16 protein-coding genes are annotated in these 19,813 nt (G+C 42.5%); 15 read left to right on the forward strand and 1 reads right to left on the reverse strand.

The features are described 5' to 3' along the window. The first annotated feature begins 35 nt into the window (after positions 1 to 35). Positions 36 to 8,333: a GEVED domain-containing protein gene (locus O3655_RS00070; protein ID WP_371641069.1), complete on the forward strand. Its 8,298-nt coding sequence runs from the start codon at positions 36 to 38 to the stop codon at positions 8,331 to 8,333. Between the two features lie 313 nt (positions 8,334 to 8,646). Here the strand turns inward: O3655_RS00070 and O3655_RS00075 are convergent, their stop codons facing one another. Next, a complete protein-coding gene (locus O3655_RS00075; protein WP_308696940.1) occupies positions 8,647 to 9,231 on the reverse strand; it encodes a rhomboid family intramembrane serine protease in 585 nt (194 codons plus the stop codon). 209 nt (positions 9,232 to 9,440) lie between these two features. Here O3655_RS00075 and rpsU point away from each other — a divergent pair, with 209 nt between their 5' ends. The 14 genes from rpsU (at position 9,441) to O3655_RS00145 (ending at position 19,610) form a co-directional block, all read left to right on the forward strand. Then, positions 9,441 to 9,617, forward strand: coding sequence for a 30S ribosomal protein S21 (rpsU, locus tag O3655_RS00080; protein ID WP_000048054.1), 177 nt, complete (start codon positions 9,441 to 9,443; stop codon positions 9,615 to 9,617). 63 nt (positions 9,618 to 9,680) lie between these two features. Next, positions 9,681 to 10,643, forward strand: coding sequence for a hypothetical protein (locus O3655_RS00085; RefSeq protein WP_308696941.1), 963 nt, complete (start codon positions 9,681 to 9,683; stop codon positions 10,641 to 10,643). A gap of 136 nt (positions 10,644 to 10,779) precedes the next feature. Continuing rightward, positions 10,780 to 11,715, forward strand: a complete 936-nt coding sequence (hprK, locus tag O3655_RS00090; RefSeq protein WP_000115190.1) for an HPr(Ser) kinase/phosphatase — start codon at positions 10,780 to 10,782, stop codon at positions 11,713 to 11,715. Beyond that, complete coding sequence (lgt, locus tag O3655_RS00095; RefSeq protein WP_084944679.1) at positions 11,708 to 12,496, forward strand: prolipoprotein diacylglyceryl transferase; 789 nt, start codon at positions 11,708 to 11,710, stop codon at positions 12,494 to 12,496. The genes hprK and lgt overlap by 8 nt, the downstream gene beginning before the upstream one ends. Then, positions 12,497 to 12,880, forward strand: a complete 384-nt coding sequence (locus O3655_RS00100; protein ID WP_084857729.1) for a DUF948 domain-containing protein — start codon at positions 12,497 to 12,499, stop codon at positions 12,878 to 12,880. Positions 12,881 to 12,895: 15 nt separating this feature from the next. Continuing rightward, positions 12,896 to 13,294, forward strand: a complete 399-nt coding sequence (locus O3655_RS00105; protein WP_084857727.1) for a YtxH domain-containing protein — start codon at positions 12,896 to 12,898, stop codon at positions 13,292 to 13,294. A gap of 83 nt (positions 13,295 to 13,377) precedes the next feature. Beyond that, entirely contained in the window at positions 13,378 to 14,508 is a 1,131-nt protein-coding gene (gene hemW / locus O3655_RS00110; RefSeq protein WP_084857724.1) for a radical SAM family heme chaperone HemW, read from the forward strand. Positions 14,509 to 14,512: 4 nt separating this feature from the next. Beyond that, entirely contained in the window at positions 14,513 to 15,250 is a 738-nt protein-coding gene (locus O3655_RS00115) for an acyl-[acyl-carrier-protein] thioesterase (RefSeq protein ID WP_347098738.1), read from the forward strand. A 10-nt stretch (positions 15,251 to 15,260) separates the two neighbouring features. Beyond that, on the forward strand, positions 15,261 to 16,034 hold the full coding sequence (locus O3655_RS00120; RefSeq protein ID WP_371641070.1) for a TIGR01457 family HAD-type hydrolase: 774 nt from the start codon (positions 15,261 to 15,263) through the stop codon (positions 16,032 to 16,034). Further along, complete coding sequence (locus O3655_RS00125) at positions 16,024 to 16,641, forward strand: TIGR01906 family membrane protein (protein WP_347098734.1); 618 nt, start codon at positions 16,024 to 16,026, stop codon at positions 16,639 to 16,641. Before O3655_RS00120 ends, O3655_RS00125 begins: the two co-directional genes overlap by 11 nt. 220 nt (positions 16,642 to 16,861) lie before the next feature. Beyond that, a complete protein-coding gene (locus tag O3655_RS00130; protein ID WP_000631261.1) occupies positions 16,862 to 17,263 on the forward strand; it encodes a Spx/MgsR family RNA polymerase-binding regulatory protein in 402 nt (133 codons plus the stop codon). Next, a complete protein-coding gene (locus O3655_RS00135) occupies positions 17,264 to 17,542 on the forward strand; it encodes a UPF0223 family protein (RefSeq protein WP_049505535.1) in 279 nt (92 codons plus the stop codon). After that, on the forward strand, positions 17,532 to 18,305 hold the full coding sequence (locus O3655_RS00140) for an inositol monophosphatase family protein (protein WP_371641071.1): 774 nt from the start codon (positions 17,532 to 17,534) through the stop codon (positions 18,303 to 18,305). Before O3655_RS00135 ends, O3655_RS00140 begins: the two co-directional genes overlap by 11 nt. Beyond that, complete coding sequence (locus tag O3655_RS00145; protein ID WP_042902106.1) at positions 18,306 to 19,610, forward strand: RsmF rRNA methyltransferase first C-terminal domain-containing protein; 1,305 nt, start codon at positions 18,306 to 18,308, stop codon at positions 19,608 to 19,610. Positions 19,611 to 19,813 lie beyond the last annotated feature (203 nt).

The following is a 19,813-nucleotide window of genomic DNA, read 5'->3' on the forward strand; positions in this document are numbered from 1 at the left end:
TCATAAGTTATGTAATTGTACTTAAGGAGATTGTAATGGGAAAAGATTTATTTAATTCACACTTTCATAAGTTTTCTATTCGAAAGCTAAATGTAGGAGTTTGTTCTGTGCTCTTATCTACCTTAGTCCTTTTGGGAGCAACTTCTCAAGTTAGTGCCGATGAAGCAAGCAGTAGTAGATCCCAAAATGATTTTAGTCGAAAAGATATATATGAGTCGCCGGTACTTTCTGTAGAATCAACAACTTATGAACAGGGTCAAAATACAGAAAGAACGGTATCTGCAGCAGATATAGAAAAATCACAATCTGCTGATGGTTCTATTCAAAGAAATTCAGAAATAGAGGGAGTAAAGGAATCTAAAGATTCTATTGAAGCTAAAAGTAGTGATGATTTTCAATCAACTGTTGTTCGGCAAGGATTGACTGAATCGCCGGTAATAGTTGATAATTCAGAAGTGACTCAAGCTACCCGGTCTCGTCGTGTGAGACGGGATGTTGCACCTACTGAACAACAGAACAGCGTAACAACAGGAGTTCCGATAGGTACTGGACCAGCTGGGGCAGATGATGCTACCTCTACGCCACGAGTACCTAAACCAAGCTTGGAAGAGTCGGTCAAGAAAGACAGTGTTCAGTTAGCCAAGCAGATTAGTTGGCTGGATTTCTCAGATAGAGCAAGCTGGAAGGATTTGAATGAGAGAGGTGGACTTAAGGTAGGGACCACCTTCACCAAGGAAATTTCACCTGACTATGAAGTGACCTTGACGGTCACAGAGCTTAAGCCTTTTAACTCGACCGAAATTTATAGAAAACGGGTTGAAGGTACAGCAACAGAGAGCACCTATAACCCCAACGCTGAGAATGGTTTCTTAAAATCTGCTGCAGCCTATGGTAGATTAACTACTCCTACAGTTACGGGGGCGGCTCAGAATCAATGGACTACTATACGCGATCAAGGCTTTAACACTCAGAATCGTAAGACTCAGCTGGTTTATCCGACTGATTCTACTAACTGGGGGGTAAAATTCAAGATTGAAGCGACCTATCTTGGTAAGCGCGTAGCTCCTACGGTGGTTATGGCCGATGGTGAAGATGCCAACCCAGGTGAATTCGCAATCTTTACCACGAATGGTGCGGGTTGGGAATACATGGGTGAATGGAAGATGAAGAGTGCAGCCAAAGAAGCCTATACCGTTATTACTAAGCAAATGGTGGATGAAGCGAATAAAAAAACTCGCGGCGGCCTCTTAATTTTAAGAGATACAAGCGTAGACTGGTATAAGTACCTCAGTCCAGATACTGTGACAGGAGGTCTGGGGACTCAGGTCTTCGGTCCAAACCGTTCGAATGAACGGACGGTTCCAGTGGTAATGACGCGTGGGGCTTCTGAAGTAGGTTTCTATGTGGCATCATCTGGGCAACAAGCCATGATGATGGGCTTCCTAGTGGTAGACGGAAGTGATGCGCCGGATAGTTATGGCGAAGCGTTTCATACTATTTCAGGACGTGACTCGGTGACCGATGCTCCTATTAATCAACCTTATTTAGGGACAACGCCAGCTGATATTGATGTTGAGTCAGCTAATGACTGGTTATTAGATGACCGCAAGGAAGTCGCGGATGAAGGGGTTGCTCAACTATTGACAGATGAGCAATTAAGTAACTCCAATGATTTGTTGGACTTAACTAAGGCCCAAAATGGGACTTACAAGCTCAAAATCAAGGCTAGTCCGAATGGAAATCCACAAGCACATATTAAGGCTTGGATTGACTTCAACCAGAATGGGAAATTTGAAGATAATGAAGGTAGCGAGGTCAAGACCATTACGACTGCTGGCGACCATACTTTGACTTTTAACGCTATTCCCGGTTTAAACGGAGGAACCGTTGACAAGATTGGGATGCGTCTACGTATTGCCACCAATGCGGGAGATATTGAGAAGCCAACAGGTATTGCCTTTAGTGGTGAAGTAGAAGATATGCTCTTGCACCGCATCTTCCCACCGAAAGGCGAGAAGCAAACAACGGATGGCTTCACGGGTGAGACCCAGAATGCGACTCTTCACTTTACTACCAATGGAGGCAGTCGAGAAGATAATACTGCAACCATTGGTATGTCTAGCCAAGCGCCTCAAGTCTTAGACAATCAGGGCAATGTTTTGCAGTCAGCGGATGGCACGACTTATATTCGTCCAGAAGGGACCTATGTTGTTACAAGCAATGGCAATGACGTGCAAGTAGCCTTCACACCAAATGCGGCCTTCTCTGGAACAGCTGAGGGAATTAACATTCGTTGGATTGACAGCAACGGCACCTCAACTGGTTGGAATTCTACTGAGGCTTCTGATCCTAATAAGAATGATCATTTATCCACTATGGACGGTCGTTATGTGCCGACTGTTCGGAAGGTTCCTAACTATGAAACGAGTGGTATTCAAGGGCTGGACCAAAGCCAAACGCTAGTCTTTAACGATGATGATACTAATGCGACTCCTGTCACACCAGACGCTTCTCGTCCTGCTAGCTTTGTAGATGCAAGCGGACGGCCAGTAACAGGTAACACGGTCCCTGCCATGGCCAACGGCCAGCAAGTCGGAACCTATGAATTGGATCCAAACACCGGCCAAGTGACCTTTAAGCCAAATAAGAGCTTTTATGGTACGCCAGACCCAGTGGTGGTTCAAGTCAATGATAGCGATGGTAAACCACACCGGGCGCGTTACCAACCTACGGTCACCCAGGTAACGCCAAGAAGTACCAATGCTGAGTCAAGTGGCCTGCAAGGTCAGCCACAAAGCGGTAAGCCAAGCTTCACCCCAGGTGACCAACGAATCCCTATCGATATGAACCAAGCCATGACCTTTGAAAATGGGAAGGATACCTTGGAAGTGGCGAATGAAGGGACTTATACCATTAATGCGGATGGTTCTATTACCTTCAAGCCACTTAAGCAATTCACAGGCAAGGCGACTCCTGTGACGGTTAAACGTGTCGATGCTAACGGTACCGAAGTGACCGCTACTTATACACCTAATGTGACCAAGGTCACACCAAGTAGCACACCAGCCACTTCATCAGGTCCTCAAGGGGTGCCACAAACAGGTACGCCAGTCTTCAAAGAAGGCGCTCCAGCGGTCCCAATCGACTACAGCAAGCAAATGACCTTTGACGATGGTCAACCTAAAAAGACGGTTGCCGGCGTAGGGGAATATACCATTAATTCAGATGGTTCCATTACCTTTACACCAGATAAGAAATATGTAGGAACCCCTGCCGCAGTGACGGTCAAACGTGTTGACGAGAATGGTACCGAAGTGACGGCGACCTATACGCCAACTGTTACCAAGGTAACTCCGACTGGTACTGGTGATAAGACAGAAGGACTTCAAGGTCAGGTCCAAGAAGGTAAAGTGACCTTCACTCCAGGCCATGACTCAGTTCCATTCCCAGCTGATTCGACTCCACTATTTGACAATGGGACAGCTATGAAAGAAGTGCCAAATGTTGGTAAGTTCGAAGTGAACGCAGATGGTAAGGTGACCTTCACTCCTGATAAACAGTTCAAGGGTGAGACACCAGAACTTGAATTGACTCGAGTGGATGCCAACGGAACTCCTGTTACTGTCAAGTACCAAGCGGTGGTGAAAGAAGTAACCCCAACTTCAACGGACGCCACTTCAAATGGTATCCAAGGTCAACCGCAAAAGGGTACCCCAACCTTCACAGAAGGTAATCCATTGGTTCCAATTGATGATACCAAACCAATGACTTTCGAAGATGGACAGTCAACGAAAACAGTTCCAGGTGTGGGTGAATACAGCATCAATCCAGATGGTTCTATCACCTTTACTCCAGAAAAACAATATGTTGGTACACCAACTCCAGTCACAGTGAAACGTGTGGATAAGAATGGCACTCCAGTTACTGCGACTTATACTCCAACAGTGACTAAGGTAACCCCAACCAGCACTAACGCAACCAGCACAGGTCCTCAGGGTGTTCCACAAACAGGCACTCCAAGCTTCCAAGGTGGCGATCCACTTGTTCCAATCGATGAAACGGTTGAACCAACCTTTGAAGATGGAAGCAAAGAGAAATCTATTCTAGGTCAAGGAACTTACACGATTGCGCCAGACGGTACAGTGACCTTCACACCAGACAAGCAGTTTGTCGGAAACCCAGATCCAGTCACAGTCAAACGCGTAGATAAGAATGGCACCCCAGTTACTGCGACTTACAGTCCAGAGTTTACGAAAGTAATCCCAACTGGAATCGGTGCAACAAGTACAGGTCCTCAAGGACTTCCACAAACAGGCACTCCAAGCTTCCAAGGTGGCGACCCATTGGTTCCAATTGATGAAACAGTAGAGCCAACCTTCGCAGATGGCAGCAAAGAGAAATCTATTCCAGGTCAAGGAACTTACACGATTGCATCAGATGGTACAGTAACCTTCACCCCAGACAAGCAGTTTGTAGGAAAACCGGATCCAGTAACGGTTAAACGTGTCGATAAGAATGGCACCCTAGTTACTGCGACATATACCCCAACAGTGACCAAGGTAACACCAACAGGAACCGGCGCAACCAGCACAGGCCCTCAAGGACTTCTGCAAACAGGAACTCCAACGTTTAAAGGTGGTGACCCATTAGTTCCAATCGATGAAACAGTAGAGCCAACCTTCGCAGATGGCAGCAAAGAGAAATCTATTCCAGGTCAAGGAACTTACACGATTGCATCAGATGGTACAGTAACCTTCACCCCAGACAAGCAGTTTGTAGGAGAACCGGATCCAGTAACGGTTAAACGGGTCGATAAGAATGGTACAGAAGTCACCGCGACTTATAGTCCAGAGTTTACGAAAGTAACACCTACAGGAACTGGTGCAACTAGCACAGGTCCTCAAGGCCTTCCACAAACAGGCACCCCAACTTTCCAAGGTGGTGATCCACTGGTTCCGATTGATGAAACAGTCGAGCCAACCTTCGAAGATGGAAGCAAGGAGAAGACTATTCCAGGTCACGGAACCTACACGATTGCGCCAGATGGAACTGTAACTTTCACTCCAGACAAACAGTTTGTTGGTAAACCAGATCCAGTCACAGTCAAACGTGTGGATAAGAATGGCACTCCAGTGACTGCGACTTACAGTCCAGAATTCACTAAGGTCACACCTACAGGAACTGGGGCAACTAGCACAGGTCCTCAAGGTGTTCCACAAACCGGTACCCCAACCTTCCAAGGTGGTGATCCACTGGTTCCAATCGATGAAACAGTAGAGCGAACCTTCGAAGATGGCAGCAAAGAGAAATCTATTCCAGGCCAAGGAACTTACACGATTGCATCAGATGGAACTGTAACTTTCACCCCAGACAAGCAGTTTGTTGGAAACCCAGCTCCAGTTACAGTCAAACGTGTGGATAAGAATGGCACTCCAGTTACTGCGACCTACAGTCCAGAGTTTACGAAAGTAACACCAACTGGTTCAGGTGATAAGACAGAAGGACTTCAAGGTCAGGTACAAGAAGGTAAAGTGACCTTCACTCCAGGCCATGCCTCAGTTCCATTCCCAGCTGATTCAACTCCACTATTTGACAACGGTACAACTGTGAAGGAAGTGCCAAATGTTGGTAAATTCGAAGTGGACGCAGAAGGTAAGGTAACCTTCACCCCAGATAAGCAATTCAAGGGCGAAACACCAGAACTTGAATTGACTCGTGTGGATGCCAATGGAACTCATGTTACTGTCAAGTACCAAGCAGTAGTGAAAGAAGTAGTTCCAACCAGCACTAACGCAACGAGCACAGGTCCTCAGGGTGTTCCACAAACTGGCACCCCAACCTTCCAAGGTGGTGACCCACTGGTTCCGATTGATGAAACAGTTGAGCCAACCTTCGCAGATGGAAGCAAAGAGAAATCTATTCCAGGTCAAGGAACTTACACAATTGCGCCAGATGGAACTGTAACTTTCACTCCAGACAAACAGTTTGTTGGAAACCCAGATCCAGTCACAGTCAAACGTGTGGATAAAAACGGTACAGAAGTTACCGCAACTTATACTCCAACAGTGACCAAGGTAACCCCAACTGGTTCAGGTGATAAGACAGAGGGGCTTCAAGGACAGGTCCAAGAAGGTAAAGTGACCTTCACTCCAGGCTATGCCTCTGTTCCATTCCCAGCTGATTCAACTCCACTATTTGACAACGGTACAACTGTGAAAGAAGTGCCAAATGTTGGTAAGTTCGAAGTGGATGCAGATGGTAAGGTGACCTTCACCCCAGATAAACAGTTCAAGGGTGAAACACCAGAGCTTGAATTGACTCGAGTGGATGCCAACGGCACTCCTGTTACCGTTAAGTACCAAGCGGTGGTGAAAGAGGTGACTCCAACTGGAACCGGTGCAACAAGTACAGGTCCTCAAGGACTTCCACAAACTGGTACTCCAAGCTTCCAAGGTGGTGATCCACTGGTTCCAATTGATGAAACAGTAGAGCCAACCTTCGAAGATGGAAGCAAAGAGAAGTCTATTTCAGGTCAAGGAACTTACACCATTGCGCCTGACGGAACTGTAACCTTCACTCCAGACAAGCAGTTTGTTGGAAACCCAGATTCAGTTACAGTCAAACGTGTAGATAAGAACGGCACCCCAGTCACTGCGACTTACAGTCCAGAGTTTACTAAGGTGACTCCTACAGGAACCGGTGCAACCAGCACAGGTCCTCAAGGTGTCCCACAAACTGGTACTCCAAGCTTCCAAGGCGGCGATCCACTGGTTCCAATCGATGAAACAGTAGAGCCAACCTTCGAAGATGGAAGCAAAGAGAAAACTATTCCAGGTCAAGGAACTTACACGATTGCACCAGACGGTACAGTGACCTTCACTCCAGACAAGAAGTATGTTGGAACTCCAGCTCCAGTAACGGTTAGACGGGTAGATAAGAATGGCACTCCAGTGACTGCGACTTACAGTCCAGAGTTTACTAAGGTAACTCCAACTGGAACTGGTGCAACAAGTACAGGTCCTCAAGGACTTCCACAAACTGGTACTCCAAGCTTCCAAGGTGGCGACCCATTGGTTCCAATTGATGAAACAGTTGAGCCAACCTTCGAAGATGGCATCAAAGAGAAATCTATTCCAGGCCAAGGAACCTACACGATTGCACCAGACGGAACTGTAACCTTCACTCCAGACAAGCAGTTTGTTGGAAACCCAGATCCAGTTACAGTGAAACGTGTGGATAAGAATGGCACTCCAGTTACTGCGACTTACAGTCCAGAGTTTACGAAAGTAACACCAACTGGTAAAGATACTTCTTCAGTTAACATTAAGGGTCTTGTTCAAACAGGTACGCCAACATTTGAAGGTGGTAATCCGCTTGTTCCAATCGATGAAACTGTGGCGGCGACATTTGAAGATGGATCAACTGAAAAAGTGATTCCAGGTGAAGGGACTTATGTAATCTCACCAGATGGCACAGTGACCTTCACTCCAGAAGCTAATTTTGTAGGACAAGGAACCGGTGTAACGATTGTCCGCAAGGATAAGAACGGAACTCCAGTTACTGCAAGCTATCGCCCAACAGTTGTAGATCCATCTACTGGTCATGATACGGCTTCTACAGGAGCAAAAGGCCAACCACAAGTGGCAACACCAGTGTTTGAAGGGAATATCGATCCGACTGTTCCACCAACCTTTGAGGATGGTAGCACGACTATGGTTGTTCCGGGTGAAGGAAGCTATACAATTGATAAAGATGGTCACATTACCTTTACTCCAGAACCAGACTTTGTTGGTAGAGCTAAAGGATTGGTTGTGAAGCGTCTGGATGTGTATGGAAATGTAGTTATTGCTCATTACACACCAACTGTCCTTGGACAAACACAAGTGAGTGATGCGACATCAGAAGGTCTTAAAGGTCAAACTCAGACTGGTAAACCAAACTTTACAGGTGATGTCGATCTGACAGTTCCGCCAACCTTTGAAGATGGAACAACTGAAAAAGTCGTTCCAGGTGAAGGGACTTATGTAATCTCACCAGATGGCACCGTCACCTTTACTCCTGAGGTAAACTTTGTAGGACAAGCCAAAGGTGTGAAAGTGATCCGTAAAGACCGTAATGGAAATATCATTTCAGGATTCTATACTCCAACAGTAGTAGAACTTCCTGTAGTTGAAAATCCAGAACAACAAGGTATTACAGAAGAAAGAACTACTAAAACTCTTCCAAATACGGGTTCTGAGGAGACATCTCACTTGACAGCTGGTCTATTGGCTGCTTTATCAGGTATGGGATTAATTTCTCTAGCTCAAAGAAAAAAATCTGAGGAAGAATAATTAGTGGTGAAAGTCATCTAGTAAGTTGTTTTAGATACTTGATTGAAATGATTACATTCATTGCTATCTAAGAAGATGTCAGTCTAACAGAAAGAGAGAACCAACTGGTTCTCTCTTTTTGGTAATTGATTTGAAAATCGTCTAATTATTTTGCCTCAATTGTTCACTATCCTGCTAAAAGAAATTTTTCTGTAAAACACTGTAACAGTTGTCGATATTTCATATAAAAAGGCATCCAATAGAAAATTCTTAAATGTCTGTAAACTTTGATATAATCGTATTGACTATTTTTTATGATACTATACGATTTTTATTAAGACAGTCGATAGTTGTTGATGCTGGAAACTATGATATAACTGGCAATTCCTGACATGTGAAGAAAGGTTGAAATCCAACCTGTTATATTTGGTAGAAGCATGGTGAGAGATAGAACGATTAAAAAGATATAAAATAGTTTTAATCCTAAATTGAAATTTTCCCATATACTAAACATACTCATCACCCCACCCGTTACAAAAGCATAGCCAATAGCAGAGATACCCGATGCCTGAATTTCTTGATTCTGTGTTAATAGATGGAATACAATTGAAGATATTACCATAGAAGTAATAAAAACTAAAAATACATATTTTGATCCCTTTTTATACTCCAATAGCCCACCAAAAGGAAGTAACATTAAAGTATTTAAAACTAAATGAAACCATATAAACCATACTGGTGCTTCTTTACTTCCATGCATAAATGTACCACTAAAGTATTGCCAACAATAAATTGGCTTTGAATGAAATGCAAATAAGTCATACATTACACTTCCCAAAAAGGTAGTAAGAATCCCTAGCAATAAACAAATTACAACTAAAATACTGACCACAGGGCAAATTTTTATGATTCTTTTCATGTTATAGATTCACTTCTAAATAATACTAATTTTTGCTAATCAATATGTGCTACTATTATATCATTTCCATCTGTAAATGTTAATCAATTTTAACAAGATTAAAAAGATTAAAATTGAAGATAATATAAGTTTATGGCAGTTTTTTCTTGACAATTATTCCTTTTACGTGTAAAATAGAATAGATCTTGAACTTGAAGGGAGTGAAAAAAATGTCTAAAACAGTAGTACGTAAGAATGAATCTCTTGACGATGCACTTCGTCGTTTCAAACGTGCGGTTACTAAAGCTGGTACTCTTCAAGAAACACGCAAACGTGAATTCTATGAAAAACCTTCTGTAAAACGTAAACGTAAATCAGAAGCAGCTCGTAAACGTAAAAAATTCTAATTTGAAATGAAAGGCTAGACTTGTCTAGTCTTTTTTTGCATAGTGTTTAGAGGAAAAAATATTATGAGAGAGTATATAAAAGAATATCAAAAGATGCGTGAAAATCACTTGGAAGATTGGGGTTATTGTGCTGATCCGATAGATTGGAAGGATTTTGAAGAGTCAAACAAAAGAATTTTTGAAAAGTATTTGACCGAGTCAAAAGTATTGTCTGACAAGGTTTTAAGAGTAAAATTGTACAGTAGCTTATTGCTAGATGATACTAAATATTTTGCCTATTATGCGGCGTTTTTAGATGGGGATTATAAGCAGTTAAACAACGCTCTATGGCAAACAGGAAGAACCGAGCTGCTGAGAGGCGGTTTGTTGGCAAGTGGAACCATCTACACAGATGGAATTTTAAAAGGCTTGTTTACCTCTTTTGCTTGTAATGATTTTTCAGCCATTCCATCATTCATCCCCAAAGATTTACCCTTGTTGAAAGGAACCTATTATCCAGAAAATGTGATGAATCTTTTATACGCTCTTTATTATCAAGATGAAGAAAGATTATCCGAGTCTCTCTTGCGTGCACAACAGTTTTTAGGGAAGAAAAAACGAACTGGTATGGAAGAATTTTCTGTTCGGTATTTCATAAACTTGGCAAGAAAAGATGCAGTTGCATTAAGTGAGTCCCTACAAAGTTTATGCCAAGCTTATCAGAGACGAGGTTACCCCTATGAAAAAATTGATAAGTGCTTTGCGGATGAGATTCATGGTCTATATCGTTTGGTACGATTGTTTGACCATTCCTTGTTCGAAGAAGTCAGTATGCCATCTCATAAGACTTTTTTGAAGGAGTTTGAAGAATGGCAAGTCCAAAATCAGTTTCCAAAAGGTCAACAGTTCTATACCTATCCTCAAGATATGGCTGATGCAAATAGAATATTAACAAAAGGTCTTCCAAGAATTTACTTTGAAAAATCTGGAAGGGACTTGGTGATAGACGTTGACCAATTTGCAGTAGATTTGTCTCGGTTAATTTAAAAGAGTAGGAAAAGACTTACTAGTCAAATCTTTTCCCAAGCAACATCAAATAAATACTGTAAATCCTGCAAAAAAAGGAAACTTCCAACTACAATCTGATATAATAGTAGGGAGAACTCGATTGAAGGAGGAAATTATGTCGGTTTTAGTAAGAGATGTCATTGAAAAACTCAGACTAGATATTGTCTATGGTGAAGGCGAATTACTTGAAAAAGAAATCAATACTGCGGACATTATGAGACCTGGTCTTGAAATGACGGGCTATTTTGATTACTATACACCAGAACGGATTCAGCTGTTAGGGATGAAGGAGTGGTCCTATTTAGTTGCCATGCCTGCCCAGAACCGTTATCAAGTTTTGAAGAAAATGTTTCTACCTGAAACACCTGCGGTTATCGTGGCTCGTGGTCTGGTAGTGCCAGAGGAAATGTTGAGGGCTGCTAGAGAATGTAAGATTGCGATTTTAACCAGTCGAACAGCAACCAGTCGTTTATCTGGAGAACTTTCCAGCTACCTTGATTCCCGTTTGGCTAAACGTACCAGTGTGCATGGTGTCTTGATGGACATCTATGGCATGGGGGTCTTGATCCAAGGGGATAGTGGTATCGGTAAGAGCGAGACAGGTCTTGAGCTTGTGAAACGTGGACACCGTCTAGTAGCAGACGATCGTGTAGATATTTATTCTAAGGATGAGATGACTCTTTGGGGCGAACCTGCTGAAATCTTGAAGCATTTACTTGAGATTCGTGGAGTTGGGATTATCGATATCATGAGTCTCTATGGTGCAAGTGCTGTAAAAGATTCTTCACAAGTTCAGCTAGCAGTTTATTTGGAAAATTATGATACGCATAAGACCTTTGACCGTCTAGGAAACAATGCCGAAGAACTCGAAGTTTCTGGTGTAACGATTCCGCGTATCCGCATCCCAGTAAAAACAGGACGCAATATCTCCGTTGTTATTGAGGCAGCTGCCATGAACTATCGTGCTAAAGAAATGGGCTTTGATGCGACGCGTTTATTTGAAGAACGCTTGACAAATCTAATCGCTCAAAATGAGGTGAAACATGATTAATCCAGTCGCATTTGAAATTGGTCCCTTTGCTATTCGTTGGTATGCTTTGTGTATTGTAGCTGGTTTGATTCTGGCAGTTTATCTTGCCATGAAAGAAGCTCCTAAAAAGAAAATTCTATCAGATGATATTTTGGATTTTATTCTGATTGCTTTTCCAGTAGCTATTTTAGGTGCTAGACTATACTACGTACTCTTTCGCTTAGATTATTATCTGCAAAATCCAGGTGAAATCATCGCCATTTGGAATGGTGGTTTGGCCATTTATGGAGGTTTGATAGCGGGCGCTATTGTCCTTTATATCTTTGCAGATAGAAAGCTGATTAATACTTGGGATTTCTTAGATATTGCAGCACCGAGCGTCATGATTGCCCAGAGTTTAGGGCGCTGGGGGAACTTCTTTAACCAAGAAGCCTACGGTGCAGCAGTAGATAGTCTGGATTATTTGCCAGGCTTCATTCGTGATCAGATGTACATTGAGGGGAGCTACCGTCAGCCGACCTTCCTATATGAGTCGGTTTGGAATCTGATTGGTTTTGCTTTGATTTTGATTTTTAGACGAAAATTAAAGGGAATCAGACGTGGTCATATCACTGCTTTCTACTTGATTTGGTATGGCTTTGGTCGTATGATCATCGAAGGCATGCGGACGGATAGTCTCATGTTCTTTGGTTTGCGAGTTTCCCAATGGTTATCAGTTATCCTTATCGGACTTGGTATTTTTATCATACTTTATCAAAATCGAAAGAAAGCCCCTTTCTATCATACAGAGGAGGAAAAATAAATGTTAGAAGTTGCATATATACTTGTTGCGATTGCTTTGATTGTCTGTTTAGTCTATTTGACAATCACGATTCAAAAAGCAGGTCGTATGATTGATGAGACAGAGAAAACCATCAAAACGTTGAGTTCAGATGTGAACGTTACCTTGCATCAGACCAATGAATTGTTGGCTAAGGTCAATGTGTTGGCAGATGATATCAATATCAAAGTTGCGACGATTGATCCACTCTTTACAGCTGTGGCGGACTTGTCAGAGTCAGTATCTGACCTCAATCAGCATGCACGTGTCTTAGGCAAAAAAGCTTCATCTGCTGGTTCAAAGACCATTAAAACAGGTGCAGGCTTGTCAGCTCTTCGTTTCGCAAGTAAAATTTTCAAAAAATAAAAAAGGAGAAATCTTATGGGAAAACTATCCTCTATCCTTTTAGGAACGGTTTCAGGTGCAGCTCTTGCCTTGTTCTTAACCAGTGACAAGGGCAAGCAAGTTTGTAGTCAAGCTCAGGATTTTCTAGATGATTTAAGAGAAGATCCAGAATATGCTAGAGAGCAGGTTTGTGAGAAACTAACTGAAGTGAAGGAACAGGCAACTGACTTTGTATTGAAAACAAAGGAGCAAGTAGAATCTGGTGAAATCACTTTTGATAGTGTCCTTGACCAAGCTAAAAACTGTGCTCGACAAGCGACGGAAGCATCGAAGGAAACCTTTAACAATCTCAAGGAGCAATGGCAAGAACAGTCAGCAACTCCAGATATCGTAGAAGACGAAGAAGAGATTATTATTGATATTACAGAAGAATAAAACATCACCATCTCTGGTTCATCTAAGGTTCTGGGGATGGTGATTTTTATCTGGAAACCAGTCTTTGTGGTATAATAAATACTATGCAGAAAAAACCAACGTCAGCCTATGTGCATATTCCCTTTTGCACACAGATTTGTTATTATTGTGACTTTTCAAAAGTTTTTATCAAGAATCAACCAGTAGATAGTTATTTGGAGCATCTGCTAGAAGAGTTTCGTTCTTATGATATCCAAAAATTGCGAACCCTCTATATTGGAGGTGGGACACCAACTGCTTTGTCAGCTCCGCAACTAGAAGTGCTCTTGGATGGCTTGACTAAAAACTTGGACTTGTCTGTCTTAGAAGAGTTGACCATTGAGGCTAACCCAGGAGATCTGAACGCGGATAAGATTGCGGTTTTGAAAAACTCGGCTGTCAATCGTGTTTCCCTAGGTGTCCAGACCTTTGATGACAAAATGCTGAAAAAGATTGGGCGCAGTCATTTGGAAAAGGATATTTATGAGAATATCGACCGCCTCAAACTGGCTGGTTTTGACAATATCTCCATCGACCTAATTTACGCTCTTCCTGGTCAGACCATGGATCAGGTCAAGGAAAATGTGGCTAAGGCCATTTCGCTTGATATTCCTCATATGAGCCTTTATAGCTTGATTTTGGAGAATCATACGGTCTTTATGAACCGTATGCGTCGAGGGAAATTGCCCTTGCCCAAGGAAGAGTTAGAAGCAGAGATGTTTGAGTACATCATTGCAGAACTTGAGCGAGCCGGCTTTGAGCATTATGAGATTTCCAATTTCTCCAAGCCAGGCTTTGAAAGTCGCCACAATCTCATGTACTGGGATAATGCTGAGTACTATGGTATCGGTGCGGGTGCTTCAGGTTATGTGGACGGAGTTCGTTATAAAAACCACGGTCCTATTCGACATTATCTCAGTGCGGTAGAGGCAGGAGATGCTCGGATAACTGAAGAACGCCTGAGCCAAAAGGAGCAGATGGAAGAAGAAATGTTTTTGGGACTTCGCAAGAAATCTGGGGTTTCCATGGCTAGATTTGAGGAAAAATTCGGACGTTCCTTTGATGGACTTTATGGCGAGATCATCAGAGACTTGGTTCACCAAGGCCTTATGCAGATCTACGGTGATCGTGTCCGAATGACAAAGAGGGGTCTCTTCTTGGGAGACACTGTAGCAGAACGATTTATTTTGGAGTAGAACAATGGGCTTAACTTATCAAATGAAAATGAAAATTCCTTTTGATATGGCGGACATGAACGGTCATATCAAACTTCCAGATGTGATTTTGCTGTCCTTGCAAGTATCAGGTATGCAGTCAATTGAGCTGGGAGTTAGCGACAAGGATATGTTAGAACGCTACAATCTGGTCTGGATTATTACAGACTATGCGATTGACGTGGTACGCTTGCCTCGCTTTGCTGAGGAGATTACGATTGAAACAGAAGCATTGACTTACAATCGTCTTTTTTGCTACCGCCGTTTCACTATCTATGATGAAGCAGGTCAAGAAATCATTCGCATGGTAGCAACCTTTGTTCTCATGGACAGAGATAGTCGTAAAGTTCATGCTGTCGAACCGGAGATTGTTGCGCCTTACCAGTCTGAGTTTGATAAAAAACTCATCCGTGGGCCAAAGTATGCTAACCTAGAAGACCCGATCAGTAAAGACTACCATGTTCGTTTTTACGACTTGGATATGAATGGTCATGTCAATAACAGTAAATACTTGGATTGGATTTTTGAGGTTATGGGAGCAGACTTTTTGACCAAGTATATTCCAAAGAAAATCAATCTCAAATATGTCAAAGAAGTGCGACCAGGTGGCATGATTGCTTCAGCTTATGAACTCAAGGGAATAGAAAGCAAGCATGAGATTATCAGTGATGGCGAGATTAATGCTCAAGCCATGATTACTTGGCAAGAAATTGAAGGCAATTAGAAAGGACGATATGACTTATAAAGGTTATTTAATTGATTTAGACGGAACCATTTACAAGGGGAAAGACCGAATTCCGGCAGGAGAGGCTTTTGTCCATGAGTTACAAAAAAGAGAAATTCCTTATCTCTTTGTAACCAACAATACAACCCGAACTCCAGAGAGTGTTCAAGAGATGTTGGCTCAGAATTTTAATATTAATACCCCTCTATCGACTGTATACACAGCAACTCTGGCAACCATCGACTATATGAACGATTTGGGACTGGAAAAGACAGCCTATGTCATCGGTGAAGCGGGGCTCAAGGATGCCATTCAGGCAGCCGGTTATGTCGAAGACAAGGAAAATCCAGCCTATGTGGTAGTTGGACTGGACTGGCAAGTTGACTATGAAAAATTTGCGACGGCGACTCTAGCCATTCAAAAGGGAGCCCACTTTATAGGAACCAATCCTGACCTCAATATCCCGACGGAACGTGGTCTCTTGCCTGGTGCTGGTTCACTAATTACACTTCTTGAAGTCGCTACACGGGTCAAACCAGTATATATCGGAAAACCGAATGCTATCATCATGGACAAGGCAGTTGAGCACTTGGGCTTGAAAAGAGAAGAATTGCTCATGGTTGGGGACAACTACCTGACAGATATCCGAGCAGGTATTGACAATGGCATTCCAACGCTCTTGGTGACAACAGGTTTTACCAAGGCAGAAGAAGTGGCTGACCTGCCAATCGCACCAACTCATGTAGTTTCTAGCCTTGCGGAGTGGAATTTTGATGAAAACTAAACTGACCTTTTGGGGAAGTATGCTCTTTTTCCTCTCCCTTTCTATCCTACTGACTATTTATCTGGCATGGATTTTCTATCCCATGGAGATTCAGTGGCTGAACTTAGCGGATCGAGTCTATCTAAAGCCAGAAACCATTCAGTACAATTTTCATATCTTGATGAATTACCTGACTAATCCCTTTAGTCAGGTCTTAGAGATGCCAGATTTTCGTTCATCAGCGGCAGGTCTACATCACTTTGCGGTGGTGAAGAATCTCTTTCACCTAGTTCAGCTAGTTGCCCTAGTGACGCTACCAAGTTTCTATTTCTTTGTTAGAAAGATTGTGAAAAAAGGATTTCTACCCCTATATCGTAAAAGTATCCTGACTCTAGTGCTACTGCCTCTAGTCATTGGGCTTGTAGGAGTGTTGATTGGTTTTGAGCAATTCTTTACTCTTTTCCATCAGATTCTCTTTGTGGGAGATGATACCTGGCTTTTTGATCCAGCAAAGGATCCCGTTATTTGGATTTTGCCAGAGACTTTCTTTCTCCATGCCTTTTTACTTTTCTTTGCTTTGTATGAAGGAATGTTCAGTTTCCTTCTTGCTAAAGCTTCAAGGAAATAGTGGAAAAAGTTCTGTATTTTTAATAAAAAACGAGAGAAGTTGCTCTACTCCCTATTTATTGTTAGGTTATCCTAAAGATAAACTTGCAAAGCAGGAGATTTTTGCAGAAAACAGTCTATTTTCTATGAAAAAATAGGCTTTTTTTCTAAAAATACCTAGTCAAGCGCTTTATTTTTTTGTATAATAGAAATAGCAAGTATAGATAAAAGAAGAGAAAAGCATGATTACACTATTTTTATCACCGAGTTGTACATCATGTCGTAAGGCAAAGGCTTGGTTAGAGACGCATAAAGTGCCCTTTCAAGAGCATAATATTATGACTAGTCCTTTAACAAGAAAAGAATTACAACATATTCTTTCCTTGACCGAAAATGGTACTGATGACATCATTTCAACTCGTTCAAAAATTTTTCAAAAATTGGATATTGATGTAGAGAGTATCTCGGTATCGGAGTTGCTTCAGTTGATTGAGCAATATCCTAGTCTTTTGCGTCGCCCAATTATTATAGATACCAAACGCATGCAGATCGGTTTTAATGAAGATGAGATTCGTGCTTTTCTCCCTCGTAGTTACCGTAAACAAGAACTAAAAGAAGCAACATTGAGAGCTGGTATAGGATAGATGAACAAACAGTATAGTTACCCACTAGATTTGTCGTGGAGCACTGAAGAACTTGCTTCAGTGCTTTCTTTTTTTAATGATGTTGAAGCTGCTTATGAAGATAAGGTAGAAGCAAAAAAACTGTTAGAATCTTACAAGAAATTTAAGTCTGTGGTTCCAAGCAAAAGTGAAGAAAAACGTTTAGGTCGCGAATTTGAGACGGCTAGCGGTTATTCCTGCTATCATGCGGTTCAATTAGCAAAAGAAAAAAGAGAAGGGAAGATTTCTCTTGGAAACTAAATTTGAATTTGCCAAACAGATTGTGAAGGAAGCTGCTGCCTATATTTTGGCTCACATGAAAGAAGATTTGCAGGTTGAGCGCAAGTCTTCCCCTACTGACTTGGTGACGCGTTTGGACAAGGAGGTCCAGGAACTCTTGGTTGAACGGATCAAGTACTCCTATCCTGAGGACTTGATTTGCGCGGAAGAGGGTTGTTTACGTGCTGCAGTCGGTCAAGGTTCCGTTTGGGTGATTGATCCCATTGACGGTACCAATAACTTTGTCGCCCAGCAGGAAGATTTTGCCGTGATGTTAGCTTATTTTGAAAATGGGGTTGGCAAATTTGGCATCATCTATGATGTCATGAAAGGTGATTGTTACCATGGTGGTGGTGCCTTTCCTCCTTGCCGCAATAATGAGCCCTTACCGCCTTTTAAAAAGAAACCTCTTCAAGAATTTTTAGTTGCCGGCAACTCAGGTATGTTTGAAAGCAATGAGTGGGGATTGGGTGATTTGGGTCGAGCAGCGTTGGGTGTCCGTGTCTACGGCAGTGCGGCCATTAGTTTTGCCAAGGTTTTATCAGGTCGTCTTCTGACTTATATTACCTATCTGCAGCCATGGGATTACGCTTCGGCCAGTATCTTAGGGGAAAGTCTGGGTTATCGCCTTCTTACGGTATCGGGTGAGCCCGCTGATTTTACAACGCGTCAGCCTGTCATGATGGTGCCAATCGAGATGCAAGAGGAGATTCAGTCTTATATCTACGAAAGGAAAGAGAACTAAATGCAATTTCCAGAAGGATTTGTTGAAAAATATGAAGCGATACTAGAAGATGAGGCAAGAGACTTTCTTGCCTCTTTTAAACAAGAAGCGGTTTCGGCTTTTCGGGTCAATCCCTTAAAAGAAAGTCAGTTATCGTTTGCAGATGCTATTCCAAATACACCTTGGGGGTATTATGGTAAGGTTTCTGGAAAGTCACCAGAGCACGCGACCGGTCTTGTTTATTCGCAAGAGCCTGCAGCTCAAATGGTGGCCCAGGTAGCTCAACCCCTTCCCGGTATGAAGGTCTTGGACTTGGCGGCAGCACCAGGGGGAAAATCCACTCAACTAGCAGCTTATCTGGCTAATCAGGGAGTCCTTGTTTCCAATGAAATTTCAAGTAAGCGGGCTAAGATTTTAGTGGAAAATATGGAGCGATTTGGAGCGACAAACGTTGTTGTGACCAATGAATCTGCTGACCGCTTGGCCAAGGTTTTTAAAGGTTACTTTGATGTGATTGTCCTTGATGCACCTTGCTCGGGTGAGGGGATGTTTCGTAAGCAGCCAGAGGCCATGGATTATTGGAGTACCGCTTATCCTAGCCAATGTGCTAGTCTCCAAAGAGAAATTTTAGAAGATGCAGTGACTATGCTTGCAGAAGGTGGTCGTCTGGTCTATTCGACCTGTACTTGGGCACCTGAGGAAAATGAAGAAATCGTCCACTGGTTACTTGATACTTATGAATTTGAATTGCTTCCAGTTGAGCATTTGAACGGTATGGTAGCAGGAATTGACCTTCCTGAAACGGCGCGGATGTATCCTCATCATTTCAAGGGAGAAGGTCAGTTTGTTGCCCACCTGCAGTTTAAGGGACAAAATCCAGCACCTAAATTCAAAGCTAGCAAGAGCAATCTCAGTCGTGAGCAACTTGCTTTGTGGCAAGAATTTGCCCAAAAACACTTGCGAGTCAATCTAACTGGTATCTTGCAGACTTTTGGAGATCAGCTCTATCTCCTGCCAGAGATGCTACCTGATCTAGGAAAACTCAAAATTGCCCGAAATGGACTTCATCTGGGGACTTTTAAAAAGAAACGCTTTGAACCAAGCTTTGCTCTGGGATTAGCATTGAAACCAAGCCAAGTAAAACAAAGTGTTGAAATCAATGATGAGGACTTTGTAAAATATGTGGCTGGTGAGACTGTTCAATTGTCTGAAGCTCGACCAAATGGCTGGTACCAAGTTGTGGTTCAAGGAAACGGACTAGGCTTTGCCAAGGTAACGGGTAATGTTTTGAAAAATTATTATCCAAAAGGGCTCAGATTCAGGTGAAAAAGCTAGTCAAAGAGCCTATTCTATGTTATAGTGGAAGTATGAGTTTTTTCTGATAGTCTTTCATTATTACTTATATTATACGATGGAATTGTCCGCTCCTAAGAATGACTAGATAAAATAAAGCGGGACAATCATTGATGATAATTGGATGATCAGGACAAACGGAAGAAATCAGAACATTTATCATTATGTTCAAGGAG

This window comes from Streptococcus sp. 27098_8_70 (assembly GCF_041432215.1).
In the GTDB taxonomy this organism is placed as follows: domain Bacteria; phylum Bacillota; class Bacilli; order Lactobacillales; family Streptococcaceae; genus Streptococcus; species Streptococcus oralis_CP.